Annotated in this window: 13 protein-coding genes, 2 tRNA genes and 1 pseudogene; 3 read left to right on the forward strand and 13 right to left on the reverse strand. The window is 66.3% G+C overall.

All coding sequences use genetic code 11. The features are described 5' to 3' along the window. Positions 1–106 precede the first annotated feature (106 nt). The 3 genes from HEB94_RS45850 to HEB94_RS45860 form a co-directional block, all read right to left on the reverse strand. Positions 107–2,383, reverse strand: coding sequence for an MMPL family transporter (locus HEB94_RS45850; RefSeq protein WP_192755645.1), 2,277 nt, complete (start codon positions 2,381–2,383; stop codon positions 107–109). 119 nt (positions 2,384–2,502) lie between these two features. Continuing rightward, on the reverse strand, positions 2,503–2,772 hold the full coding sequence (locus HEB94_RS45855; RefSeq protein ID WP_202896895.1) for a hypothetical protein: 270 nt from the start codon (positions 2,770–2,772) through the stop codon (positions 2,503–2,505). Continuing rightward, the gene (locus HEB94_RS45860; RefSeq protein WP_192755646.1) at positions 2,769–3,122 is read right to left on the reverse strand and encodes an ArsR/SmtB family transcription factor; all 354 of its coding nucleotides are present in this window, start codon (positions 3,120–3,122) and stop codon (positions 2,769–2,771) included. The genes HEB94_RS45855 and HEB94_RS45860 overlap by 4 nt, the downstream gene beginning before the upstream one ends. Before the next feature lie 74 nt (positions 3,123–3,196). On the opposite strand from HEB94_RS45860, the gene HEB94_RS45865 reads away from it, so the two are divergent. Then, positions 3,197–3,397, forward strand: a complete 201-nt coding sequence (locus tag HEB94_RS45865) for a hypothetical protein (RefSeq protein ID WP_192755647.1) — start codon at positions 3,197–3,199, stop codon at positions 3,395–3,397. Here the strand turns inward: HEB94_RS45865 and HEB94_RS45870 are convergent. The 6 genes and pseudogenes from HEB94_RS45870 to HEB94_RS55000 all read right to left on the reverse strand — a co-directional run bounded on the left by HEB94_RS45870 (position 3,371) and on the right by HEB94_RS55000 (position 7,085). Continuing rightward, entirely contained in the window at positions 3,371–3,694 is a 324-nt protein-coding gene (locus tag HEB94_RS45870) for a hypothetical protein (protein ID WP_192755648.1), read from the reverse strand. The genes HEB94_RS45865 and HEB94_RS45870 overlap by 27 nt on opposite strands. Positions 3,695–3,765: 71 nt before the next feature. Then, positions 3,766–3,830: transfer RNA gene (locus HEB94_RS45875), tRNA-Leu, on the reverse strand. A gap of 193 nt (positions 3,831–4,023) precedes the next feature. Further along, positions 4,024–4,251 (reverse strand): annotated as a pseudogene (locus HEB94_RS45880) (transposase); the annotation flags it as partial. 129 nt (positions 4,252–4,380) lie between these two features. Beyond that, the gene (locus HEB94_RS45885) at positions 4,381–5,640 is read right to left on the reverse strand and encodes an IS701 family transposase (RefSeq protein ID WP_192755649.1); all 1,260 of its coding nucleotides are present in this window, start codon (positions 5,638–5,640) and stop codon (positions 4,381–4,383) included. A 12-nt stretch (positions 5,641–5,652) separates the two neighbouring features. After that, a complete protein-coding gene (locus tag HEB94_RS45890; protein WP_420481620.1) occupies positions 5,653–6,798 on the reverse strand; it encodes an ISL3 family transposase in 1,146 nt (381 codons plus the stop codon). Continuing rightward, positions 6,693–7,085, reverse strand: a complete 393-nt coding sequence (locus HEB94_RS55000) for a transposase family protein (RefSeq protein WP_420481562.1) — start codon at positions 7,083–7,085, stop codon at positions 6,693–6,695. Before HEB94_RS55000 ends, HEB94_RS45890 begins: the two co-directional genes overlap by 106 nt. A 332-nt stretch (positions 7,086–7,417) precedes the next feature. On the opposite strand from HEB94_RS55000, the gene HEB94_RS53095 reads away from it, so the two are divergent. Next, on the forward strand, positions 7,418–7,903 hold the full coding sequence (locus HEB94_RS53095) for an NUDIX hydrolase (protein ID WP_273378943.1): 486 nt from the start codon (positions 7,418–7,420) through the stop codon (positions 7,901–7,903). Positions 7,904–8,088: 185 nt separating this feature from the next. Here the strand turns inward: HEB94_RS53095 and HEB94_RS45900 are convergent, their stop codons facing one another. The 4 genes from HEB94_RS45900 to HEB94_RS45915 form a co-directional block, all read right to left on the reverse strand. After that, complete coding sequence (locus tag HEB94_RS45900; protein ID WP_192755652.1) at positions 8,089–9,186, reverse strand: protein kinase family protein; 1,098 nt, start codon at positions 9,184–9,186, stop codon at positions 8,089–8,091. 76 nt (positions 9,187–9,262) lie between these two features. Further along, positions 9,263–9,520, reverse strand: a complete 258-nt coding sequence (locus tag HEB94_RS45905) for a hypothetical protein (protein WP_192755653.1) — start codon at positions 9,518–9,520, stop codon at positions 9,263–9,265. Between the two features lie 173 nt (positions 9,521–9,693). Beyond that, positions 9,694–9,769: transfer RNA gene (locus HEB94_RS45910), tRNA-Thr, on the reverse strand. Between the two features lie 118 nt (positions 9,770–9,887). Then, positions 9,888–10,922 (reverse strand): LacI family DNA-binding transcriptional regulator, encoded by a 1,035-nt coding sequence (locus HEB94_RS45915; protein WP_238361806.1) that lies wholly within the window; start codon positions 10,920–10,922, stop codon positions 9,888–9,890. Between the two features lie 375 nt (positions 10,923–11,297). On the opposite strand from HEB94_RS45915, the gene HEB94_RS45920 reads away from it, so the two are divergent. Further along, positions 11,298–12,389, forward strand: a complete 1,092-nt coding sequence (locus HEB94_RS45920) for an ABC transporter ATP-binding protein (RefSeq protein ID WP_192755654.1) — start codon at positions 11,298–11,300, stop codon at positions 12,387–12,389. Positions 12,390–12,451: the final 62 nt, after the last annotated feature.

Raw genomic sequence — 12,451 nt, forward strand, 5'->3', positions numbered from 1 at the left:
GCCGCGTTGAGTGCGCCCCGGGGAGCATCCATCGCAAGCGCCAGCTCGCCGCACAGCTTGTCGCGGGCGCTGCGTGGCGCGGAGACGAGTTCGTCACCCTCGTCACTCACCAGTGACGCTCGGCTCGTCGCGACGGCGCGCCGGGTTGCCACCGCAGCCACCGCGGCAGCGCCCAGGCGCGTACGCCCAGCAGCGCCAGCGCCGCCGGCAGGAGCACACCGCGTATGACCGTGGCGTCGATCAGGATCGCCACGGCCATGCCGACGCCGAGCATCTTGTACTCGATCGCGCTGAGCGTGACGAAGACGCTGAAGACGGCCGTCATGATGACGGCGGCGCTGGTGACGACCCCCGCGCTGCAGGCGATGCCGTCGACGATGGCGGCGCGGTCGGCCGCACCGCAGGACCAGCGTTCGCGGACCCGGCTGAGGATGAAGATGTGGTAGTCCATGCTGAGGCCGAACAGCAGCACGAACATGAAAAGCGGCAGCCAGCTCACGACGCCCCCGTAGGCGGAGAAGCCGAGCAGCGAGGCCAGGTGACCTTCCTGGAAGATCCACGTCAGCACCCCGTAGGCGGCGCCGACCGAGAGCAGGTTCAGCAGGATCGACACCATCGGGATGGCTAACGAGCGGAAGGTCACCACGAGCAGGACGAATGCCAGCACGAGGACGAAGGCGAAGACGATCGGCGTACGGCTGGCCACGGTATTGGCGAAGTCGTACGCGAACGCCGTGCGGCCGGACACTGCGTAGTCGACGCCTGCGACCTGGCCGATGGTCGCGGGCAGCACGACGTTGCGGAGTGTCTCCAGTGCCTGATTGGACGTGGCGTCGGTGCCGGACCCGGCCAGCGGGACCCGCAACACCAGTACGCGGTCGACAGGCACCACCGCGATCGGCTCGGCGAGCCCGTCCGCGTCGGTGGCGACCCGGCCGCGCAGCTCGTCGATCGCCTTCCGGACGGCGGGGCCGTCGACCTGACCGCCTTGGTCGCTCCAGATCACCACGTGGGCCGGCATGGCCGCGCCCGGGAACGCCTCCTGCATGCGGATGGCGGCGTCCACGGTGGGGACACTCCGGGTCAGGCTGTTGGTGGGCGCAGCGTCCTGCAGCCTCATCCCGAGCGCGGGTAGCGCCGCCAGCACGAGCGCCAGGGTCGCCAGACCGCCCCACAGCAACGGGCGGCGGACCACGGCACCGGCCACAGCGGCCCACGTACGGGATCGAACGGCGGAGGCCCGGCGCCGGCCCAGCCACGGGATGCGCCCGGCGTCCACCCGCCGGCCGAGCAGAGCGAGTATGGCGGGCAGCACGCTGACCGAACCGACCATCGCCAACCCGACCACCGCGGCAGTGCCGACCGTCAGCCCCTTGAAGTTGTCCAGTCCGGTGAAGACCAGCCCGGCCAGACACAGCATCACGGTCAGGCCCGAGAGGATCACCACGTGGCCCGAGGTGCGCGCGGTTACCCCCAGCGCGTCGGCGACAGCTCGTCCCTTCGTCCGTTCCTCCCGGAACCGGCGTAGGTAGAACAGCGAGTAGTCGATCCCTACGGCGACTCCGATCAGCAAAACCAAGGATGAGGTGGCGCTGTTGACCGGTACCCAGTGGCCGATCGTCATCAACAGGCCAAACGTGCCCGCCACGGTGGTCAGGGCGAGCAGCACATCGATGCCGGCAGCGAGCAGCGAACCGAACACGGTCAGCAGGATCACCACAGTCAGCGGAAAGGAGAAGAACTCGGCCCGCTTGAAGTCGCCTTTGATGCCCTGATCGACCGCGACCGAGAGGCTCTCGTCCCCTGCCTCGGCGAGCCGTACCCGGGGGTGGCCGGCGGCCAGGGTGCTCACAACCTTGACCGCGGCGTAGTAGTGGGCGCGTATCTGGTCGTCCGGGGTCAACTGGAACGTGACGAGGACCGAGCGGGCGTCCGCCGACACGAGCCGCTCACCGCCCGGTTCGAGCGGTGAGCGTACGTCGGTCACCCCGCCCACCTGGCGCAGAGTCGTCACCAGTTGTGTCACGACCGCGCGCAACTCCGGATCGTCGGTCAGCCTCGGCCCGCCCGGCTGGCGGGCCTGCACGAGCACGCTCTCCCGCAGTGGCTCGTACACCCGCTGCGCACGTAGTGCCATCTGCGCCCGTCCCGCACCACCCGGATCGGTGGAGTGGGCATCCTCGCCGCTGATCAGCGCGCTCGACAGCAGCGCCACCACGATGAGGGCGAGCCAGCCTGTGATCGCCAGCACCGGATGCTGGGCCGACCATCCCACGGCTCGCTCGATCAGCGAGCCCCGATGTGGTGGACCATCCGTGACCGGCGAGAGGCCCTGGGCGCCGCCGTCCGGGGCATGACTGGTCGACTTGCCAGCGCGCAGCATGAACTGCTGTCCTTTCCCTGAAGGAGTGATCCCGAGAGAACTCGCCCGTGGGCGAGGTGGTCCTTCTTCCTCAACCTGGGCCGCCGAGTTGGCGCTCGGCGGCCCAGAGCCTTACGGCGTTACTCGACGTCCTTGAGGACCCGCTCCATGGCGGCCATCCGGGTCTCCATCTGCGTGAGCCGGCCACCGACCTCGGCCAACCGACGCTCGATACCTTCCTGGGTCTGCGCCGACGTTTCGGCCAGCCTCCGGTACTCGCCCTCGCGGGCGACAACCGCCCGTTCTCGGGCAGTCCGTGCGACCTGCACGATGATCGTGACGATCACCGCGATGACCAGGGTGAACATGCCGATCGTCCCGATGACCTCGACCGCGTCGTTCCCGCTCATACCTGTGACTCCTCCTGCCCGTCCCGCTCGCTCCCGCCCGAGATGCGCAGCGTTCGCGCGGCCTCCTGCAGCGCCTCTGGTGTCAACGTGAACCGGAACGGGTTCACCTCGTAGAACTTCATCGCCTTTCCGTCCTCCGATAGCTCAAGGTGCGACGACACGAGGCCGGCCGCCTCCAACTTCCGCAGGTGGACCTGCAACAACGGGCGGCTGATGCCCAACTCGCGGGCCAGCCGGCTCACGTAGTTGCGCTCGCGTGCCAGCACCGCAACCACCCGCAAGCGGTGCGGGTTGGCCAGCGTTGCCAGCACCGCGATCAGCTCGTCCCCGGTCAGTCCGGAGGCGCTCAAAACTCACCTCTGCACATGCAAAGGAAAATTAGCACATGCCAATACCTACGCGAGTGGGTCATTTCAGCATCACAGTGAGTGAGCGCAGCGGCGCTGTGATGCTGGCCCTCGCTTCGCTCGGGCTGCGCGCGAGCGGATACCCGCCGACCTGGAGGATCGCGTACTGCAGACGACGCGACGAGCGCTACCAGCAGCGGGCGCTGATCGTGTTGGACGACGCGCTAACCGCGCGCTTCGCGTTCGGGCGGCTAATCGAGGAGCCGCAGCACCTCTGACCGCATCTTGGCGTCAATCTCGTCAGCGCTCGATCGGCTGGCCTCGTATTCGAGGGCATGGTCTTCTTCGTCGTCCAGGAGCGCCAGCGGTTCCGCGAGCGGCAGATCGAACTGCATGAACGCGTAATGGGTCCAGGCGGACCGCTCCCTCGGCGGAAGCTCGCCAGCCACGCCGCCGGGATCGTTAATTGGCTGAGCAGCCAGGTGGCGAGCTTCCTGATGGCGCTGGCGCCTGGCGGCATCGAGGGGTGTTTGGCCCGACCAGGGTGCGAGCCAGTTCAGGTCGGCGCCGTGCACGAGAAGGTGGCGGACAACCGCGAGTTGGCCGGCGCGGCAGCCAGAAGAGGCTTCTGACCTGGGCTTTTAGGTGGAGCCAGCGAGGGGACTTGAACCCCTAACCGCCCGATTGCAAGCAGGCTTACGACCTGCCGGCCGGGTCTATGATCGTCCAGCTTGCGCGAGAGCCCCGGGCGTGAGCGGCCCGCACGAGCGATAGCTGTCCGTGATCGTCCAGACCTCGTGTTAACAAGGGCGTTAGCAGGAGCGACGCATTGCGAGTGGGTTCTCGGGGTCTGTCCCAAGTTCCGTGAGGCGGTGGGGACGGTCGGTGATTGTTGGTGGTGGTGTCATGTGAGTAGTACTCGTTTCCGGAGGAGGTCGAAGTTTGCGCGGCCGAACATTTGACGTTTGAGGTATTTGATTTTGTTGACGATGCCTTCGACGGGGCCGGAGCTGTGGGGCAGGGTGAGGCCGTTGATGACGGCTTGCAGGTCTCGGCGGAGTCCGGTGGTGAAGGAGTGCAGGTGGGGTAGTTCGTCGGCGTCGACGGTGTTCATCCATGCTGTTAGTAGGACTTTGTCATGTCGATCATGGTGGGGCGAGTGCTTCGATGTGGTCGATGGTGACTTCTTGTCGGCAGGTGGGGCATGCGCCGGCGATGAGGGCGAGCACGATTTGTAGCTCGTGTACGACTGCGTACAAGCTCAGGCCGGCGCATCCTGTTTTGGGTCGAGTCTGACCATGGTGCAGAAAGCTTGGGCGATCGCGACGAGTGTGACGTGGCGGTTCCAGCCGGTCCAGGAGCGTCCTTCGAAGTGGTCGAGTCCGAGCCCGGTTTTCAGTTCGCGGTAGTCATGTTCGATCCGCCACCGGATCTTTGCCAGGTCGACGAGCTGATCGATCGGTGTGTCGGCAGGCAGGTTAGAAAGCCAGTAGTCGGTAGGCTCGTTCGCCTCATCGGGCCATTCGACCAGCAGCAGCTTCGCCGGCAAGGTCCCATCGTCTGCGCGAGGGATGTCGCGGTTGGCCGGACGTACCACGAACACCGCGAACTTCGAGGTCATGGCAGCACTCGGATTACCTTTCGTTTTTCTGGTCCCCTGCCGCCACGCCACCTCCTGGTAGGCATCGCGGCCGGCCGCCATGGCGATCTCGCGCAGACTCGATGCCGGCTTCGGGTAGTGGGGCTTGGGACGTCTGCCACGACCACCGTTACGTGGCGGTCTCACCGGCTCCGCTTCGCCGGGGTGGGCGCTGGTGCCGGCTTTGAGTGCGACCACATAGTCCAGACCACGTTCTTCCACGCCGAGCCGGAACCTGGTGCAATCCCCATATCCGGCATCGGCAACGACGGGAAGCCTCGGCGACCCCCATTCGGCTTGCTCATCAAGCATGTCCAGCGCGAGCCGCCACTTCTCGACATGCCTCACGTCGTCAGGGACTTTGGATTCGGCTCCCTTCCGGCGGACCTTCTCGGCCTGCTCAGGATCATCACAGGCCTTGTCGTCCCAGCTTTCCGGGCAAAACAACCGCCAGTCAACCGCCGCCGAGCAGGTGTCGTTGACCGCGTGAACACTCACCCCGATCTGGCAGTTGGCGGTCTTGCCCAACGTCCCGGAATACTGCCAGGCCACACACGCCGAGGCAGGCCCGTCCTTGGGGAATCCGGTGTCGTCGATCACGTATGCCCGCGGCCCAATCGCCTGCGCAGCCCACGAGCTCAACCTGCGCCGCACCGCGGTGAAATCCCATGTCGAGGAAGTGACGAACTGCTGCACCCGCTGATGATCCACACCCAGCCGCTCCGCCATCGGCTGCATCGACTTACGCCGACCATCAGTCAACAGGCCACGCAGATACAACTCACCCGTGGCACGCTGATCCGAACGCGCAAGACAACCCAGCATGTCGGCTGCGAACTCGCCAAGCCTCGGCCGCAACTCCGCTATCTGATCAGGAGTCATGCACCGACCATGTCAGAACATCAACCACAGAACACGAAACGACATAACAAGTACTATTAGGCGGTTGCCGTGTAGGCCGGTCATCATCTCGGCGAACGCGGTGACGTGGGTCGCGGTGGCGGCCAGGTGTGGGCAGGCTGCCAGGGCGTGTTTCAGCTTGTCTTGGTCGTCGTTGTCGAGGTTGTCGGGGTGGCGGAGTATCCAGGAGGTGATGTGGCGGACCTTTGGTATTGGGGGTGTTGGCGGTGGTGCGGCGCGGAGTGGACGGAATGGTGCGAGGTAGCGGGCGACGGTGGCCCGGTTGCCCCGGTATCCCTGCTCGGTGATTTCTCGGTAGAGCTTGCTCGCGTTGGTGAGTCCGGTGTTCCATCGTTGGTTGAGGTAGGCCTTGTAGGGGTCCAGGGCGCTGGGCCGGCCGGCGCGGGGATGGGCCAGCAGTTCTTCGGCGGTGCCGGCGTGGTAGAAGCGCCGAACGGTGTCCTTGGACAGCCCGAGTTCCCCCATGATGGCTTTGATGCCCTTGCCTTGGGTCTTCAAGGCGTGGACTGCCTGATAGCGGGCCTTGGTGCGCGTGACCAGTGTGGAGTTCTCCCTTCGGCTGGCTTGGGCGAGGTTGGCTGCCTGGATGAGGTCGGCGGCCGGGCCTGATCCGCCGGGCGGCTTCGATGGGATGTCGTTGTGGTGGCGGAGGCAGCTGTGGTGTGCGGCGACGGTCTTCTCGACGTGTTCGGCGAGGTTGTGCCAGAGGTGCCAGCGGTCGGCGACCTGGATCGCGTTCGGGGCTGCCTTGCGGGTGGCCTCGGCGTAGGTGGTGGCTCGGTCCCGGCAGACGACCTCGATGCCCGGGTGTTCGTCTAACCATGCGGCGAACGTGTCGGCGCTGCGATCAGCAAGCAGGTCGACCGGTGTGTGGGTGTCGATGTCGACCAGGACCGTGCCGTAGGCGTGCCCACGACGCAGCGCGAAGTCGTCGACGCCGAGGACTTTGAGGGAGCCGATCTGCGGGTCGGGTAAGGCTCGCACCAGGCGTAGCAGGCTGGAGCGGCTGACGGCTATGCCCAGGTGCGTGGCCAGCCGGGCACCTGCGCGACCGGCCAGCGCGACACCGATTCTCTCCAACAGTGTGCGCAGTAACGGGGTGCGACGCGCATGCGGGATGTCAGTCCTGGGACCTGTTCGGCGAACGTCACCGCGGGACAGGTGGCAGTTGCGCAGAAGAGGCGACGCACCTGCAGCTTGATCAGGACCGGCCGGCCACCCATCGCCGTGTCGGCGAGCTGGCGTAAGTAGCGGCTGTGCACCCGCCGCGATACGGATCCACACCGTGGGCACGCGGCACCTGTGCTTCGGGTTCGTGCCGATACCTCCAGTGCGGATGTGAGTTCGACGCCAGTAGCGATGACATTGGTCAGATGCGGTAGCAGCAGCGGCAACGAAAGGTACACTCAAGGTCGCCCTTCTTGTGGAGCCGGGTTTCTTGGTCGAAACCGAACCTGCACAAGAAGGGCTCTTCTTATCCCGACTAACACGCGCCGACATAGTCAAGAGTTGGTTATTACAAAAACTGTCGGGGTCGCTTAACGTGCATCCACCGCGCCCGCCGCCTCACGGAATTTGGGACAGACCCGGTTCTCGTGCGCAGGTCACCGCCTCGTCCTGGTGCCGCTGAGCGTGGTCTGGTGCTGGCGAGTGTTGGTCATTGACGGCTGGCGAGGGCCGTTCGGGGGCACGTCAGGGGCACGGTCCCGAAGGACACCGTGATCATGACCGGATGGCCATGGGACACTCCACGGTCGTGGATGAGCTTCCGGTGGAAAACGTTGACGGGCCCGTACTAATAAGCTTCGAGCGGCTCCGCGAAGAGGGCCTATGTCGCCTAGATCGATCCGTGCGGTTAACGGGCTCGCTGGTTGTGCTCTGGTGCGCCGGCAAGTGCCTCATCGTCTTCAATCGATCCCGACAGGCGTGGGAGCTACCCGGCGGCATGCTAGATCCGGGTGAGTCACCTCGGGAGGCCGCGATTCGCGAACTTGACGAAGAGAGTGGGCAGCGCCCAGACACCCTCGACTTCGCCGGCGTGGCTCAGACGCGGGGGGCACCCGACCACCGACCCGCGTTTCTGGCGATCTATCGAGGACAAATCGCTTCGCCGCTCACTTTCACACCGAATGACGAGATCTCTGAGTGTGCGTGGTGGGACCCGCGTGGAGACCTGGCCGGCCTCTTTCCCGGAGCCGCCGCCCTCGCAAGGCTCTGCCAGTGACTGCCTGAGGGCTGCTCTCCCTGAGGAGGACCGGGGGTCTGGGGGCAGCGCCCCCAGGGAAGACCTCAACCTGGGATGACCTCAACCAGTTGGGCGAACCGTCAGTGGCCGCGCCGGCCCGTCCGAGGACGGCTGCCAAGCCGCCACGGACGGCCACCTCAGTTTCCTAGACGAAGTGTCAAGCATCAGGTGATGAACAAGCTGTCCGACCCGCCGATTCGGCGGATCGCCTCCAGGGGATACGGGGTCTGCCTGCTCTCAAGACAGAACTCGCGGTAGTAGTCCGTCATCACTGCGGCCACCGGGGCGTGGCGGATAAGGATCGCCGCGACCTGCGACGGAATTCCCGTCGGAGGTTCCCCTCGGGCGCAGGCGTGCACGAACGCGCTGCGCTCGTCCCCCTCGTACCCGTACAGGGCGGTGACGAGCCACTGCACCAGGTGGGTGACGGTGTAGTAGCGGTCATAGGTTTGGTGTTCGGCGAAGAAGTCGGCCTCCTCCTTCGACAGGTCGAACCGGGAGGACATCGCGAGGCCGTAGTCCGTAAAGAACAGACGCTTGCCGTCGGTGAGGATGTTCTGGAAATGGCCATCGAAATGCAGGAGCCCGCGGGCGTTCATGAAAGACGTCCCGGCCTCAAGTTCCCTCGCCACCATGGTGCATGCCTGCTCGACCGTCTCATCGTCGGCTTTGACCTGAACGTCCAGCCAGTCGTGCAGGTTTTGTGGGATGTACTCCAGGAACAGCGCGACGCTCGCCGAGGCATCCCGCAGGGCCTCGATTCGGTCGCGCACTTGCTGCCCGCCTCCCCAGTAGGCGACAACCTTCTCCACGTCGGCCAGTTCCTCCGGCAACGCCTGCCCGGGGTGCGGCAGCACACGCCAGTGGTAGATCAACGGAAAGCCCTCATGGTCCTGTGCGAGCACCCAGTTCGTCGTCATGGTGTGCACGGCCAACTCCCGCCAAGCCCCCCACCCCGGCCCTCCGGGGACCCCGAGGCCGGGATGGCAGAAGGCAGGTAGCCCGAAGAGGTTCGCCGTGGACCGGACGTTCTCCGGCTGCCTTTCCAAATCGGTCAACGGCAGCCGCTTAACGAAGACTGGGGTCCCGCCGACCTCCAGCAAAGCTGAGGTCCCGCCGATGCCAGAACCAATTGGCGCAGCCGTATCCACAAGGTCGCGCAGTTCGCGATCACTGCACAGCGCCAGCGATGTGGAGACGGCACTGTAGGCAGCCAAACGCGCACCACGCGACGCGTCGAAGCTCTCGACGGCTATCTCCACCAGGCCACCAACCTCTCTGAAATACCCGGGACGTGCAAAGAGCGCGCACACTACCGGAGCCGACCATTAAGCCGGGTCAGGCAAGACATTCTCCGTCGTGGCTGCGGATGGCTGGCCTGGGCTCGTCTGTGGGGAGGGCGTCGAGGAGGCGGATGGCGTAGGCCTCGCTCATGCGGTCGCGGACCTGGTCCGGGGTGAGCCAGGTGACGCGGTCGGTCTCGACGCTGGTCTGCTCGGTTCCGCCGGCACGCCGGTCCATGTCGTGGCGGCTCGCCTCGGCCACGCGGACCCGGCGATCACTCTCGGGGTGTACGCCCATGTGATCGTGGAGCATGCGTCAGGCGTGGCCGACCGGTTCGCTTCGGAGGTCCAGACCGACTTCGACGACGATCCTCCGGACACGGAGCCGCCGACGGCGACGGGCTCCTGTTAGCAAAGGTGTTAGCAATCCGGCGCTCAGACGTGAAGGAAGCCCAGGTCAGATGCTCTCTGACCTGGGCTTTTGGCTGGAGCCAGCGAGGGGACTTGAACCCCTAACCGCCCGATTACAAGTCGGGTGCGCTACCAATTGCGCCACGCTGGCGAGGCGCGGCCAAGCCTAGCCGCGCGCCCGGCCGGACCCGCGCGCGACCCGAGCGAGTCCCGCCGCCCGCTCGCACGGGGACGGGACCGCGACGGAGGGGACCCAGCCGATCGGCCGATCAGTGGGTGCGCGCCGCGCCGGTCGAGCCTCGTACGACGAGTTCCGGACAGAAAAGGTACTCCGAGTGCGGCGCTCCGTGCCCGTGGATTTCGTCGACCAGGGCGCGAACGGAGGCCAGCCCCATCGCGTGCACCGGCTGCCGGATGGTCGTCAGCGGCGGGTCGGTGAACGCGATCAGCGGCGAGTCGTCGTACCCGATCACGGACACGTCCCGCGGTACCTCGCACCCGCGCTGGCGCACCGCCCGGATCGCGCCGAGCGCCATCAGGTCGGAGCCGCAGATGATGCCGGTGACCCCCTCGGCGAGCAGCCGGGTGGCCGCGGCGTGGCCGCCCTCGACGGAGAAGAGTGACTGCTCGACGATGCCGGTGACGCCGTTCGCCTTCAGGGCCGGCTCGGCGACGCACGAGGCGAACGCCGCCAGTTTGCGTTGCGCGGGCACGTAGCGGTCAGGGCCGCACGCGAAACCGATGCGCTTGTGGCCGAGGCTTGCCAGGTGCTGGACGGCGAGCTCGATCGCGACTGCGTCGTCGGTGGAGACGAACGGTGCGTCGACCTGCTCGACGTACCCATTGACGAACACGACGGGCAGGCCGCGCCCGGTGAGCTTCTGGTAACGCGCGGTGTCGGTGGACAGGTCTGCGTGCATGCCAGAGATGAAGATGATTCCGGAGACGCCGCGGTCGAGGAGCATCTCGACGTATTCGTCCTCGCCCACGCCGCCTGGCGTCTGGGTGCAGAGGACCGGGGTGTAGCCGTGGTGGCCGCAGGTCGTCTCGATGACCTGGGCGAACGCCGGGAAGATCGGATTGTCCAGCTCTGGTACGACAAGTCCGATGAGTCCCGCGCTGCGTTGTCGAAGCTGGGCTGGCCGTTCGTAACCGAGCACGTCGAGTGCGGTGAGGACCGCCCGTGTGGTCGCCGGACTGACGCCGGGGCGTCCGTTGAGGACGCGCGAGACTGTGGCCTCGCTCACCCCGGCCTGCGCGGCGAGATCGACCAGCCGCGCGCGCTTACCGGGGCCACTCTGCATGCGGTCCTCCTGTCGGCATCCGATCAGCATCAGCATGCACGGATCGGGCGACTCTTGCTGCAAACCGGTGCAAGAAGTGGCCGTCCGGCTGCGGCTTGCTCGCACGCCATCACCCTCCGTCAGTGACAGGCGGCGATCGTGTCCCTTCCAGGACAGCCAAGGCCCCGGTCAGCCCGCCGGCCGGGCACAAGTCAGCGCCCTGTCAGACCCCGGTCGGAGCCCGGCCGATTTTGGGCCACCTGGTCTTCACCCCGTGACATTTGGACTGACCGCGTGCCAGCATTACCATGCCCGTGGCGTCCTGGAAGGGACGGCCAGAAACCCTTTGCTCGGATCGTCCGGCACGTTCCTGCCGGTGAAGGGATGGAAGCTTCAATGGCTACCGTCACGTACGACGCTGCTTCTCGGATCTACCCCGGCTCTGAGAAGCCCGCGGTGGACAAGCTCAACCTCGAGATCGCCGATGGCGAGTTCATGGTCCTCGTCGGACCGTCCGGTTGCGGAAAGTCCACCTCGCTGCGGATGCTCGCTGGCCTCGAGGAGATCAACGACGGCGCGGTTCGCATCGGTGACCGCGACGTCACGCACCTTCCTCCGAAGGACCGCGACATCGCGATGGTCTTCCAAAACTACGCTCTCTACCCCCACATGTCCGTGGCGGAGAACATGGGCTTCGCTCTGAAGATGCAGGGCATCCCGAAGGAGCAGCGGCTGCAGAAGGTCCGCGAGGCCGCTCAGCTGCTCGGCCTCGAGGAGTTCCTCGACCGCAAGCCGAAGGCGCTCTCCGGTGGTCAGCGCCAGCGCGTCGCGATGGGCCGCGCGATCGTCCGGGAGCCGAAGGTCTTCCTCATGGACGAGCCGCTGTCCAACCTTGACGCCAAGCTGCGTGTCTCGACCCGTACGCAGATCGCCGCGCTCCAGCGCCGTCTCGGCATCACCACGGTCTACGTCACCCACGACCAGACCGAGGCCATGACGATGGGCGACCGGGTGGCGGTCCTCAAGGACGGTCTGCTCCAGCAGAACGACACCCCGCTGAACCTCTACGACAAGCCCAACAACGTCTTCGTGGCGGGCTTCATCGGCTCCCCGGCGATGAACCTCATGGACGGCAAGGTCACCAGCGAAGGCATCGACGTGGGCAGCTACGTCGTTCCGCTCGAGGCCTCGGTCCGCACCAAGCTCGGCCAGGACGCCGCGGCGACGATCGGTATCCGGCCGGAAGCGCTCCGGATCGTCTCCAACGAGGAGAACGGCCTCACGGTCGAGGTGGCGGTCGTCGAGGAGCTCGGCGCCGACGCCTTCCTGTACGGCCTGATGGGCACCGGCAGCGACGAGCAGAAGGAAATCATCGCTCGTATCGACGCCCGTCGTCCTCCGGAGAAGGGCAGCAAGGTGAAGCTCGCGGCCGACCCCGAGCGGATCCACGTCTTCTCCACCTCCACCGGCGACCGCGTGAGCGGCTGACGTCGCAGGACGTAGGCACCATCTGACAATCGGGGGTCCGTCGGCACGGCCGGCGGACCCCC

The sequence above is a fragment of the Actinopolymorpha pittospori genome (genome assembly GCF_014873875.1).
GTDB lineage: Bacteria > Actinomycetota > Actinomycetes > Propionibacteriales > Actinopolymorphaceae > Actinopolymorpha > Actinopolymorpha pittospori.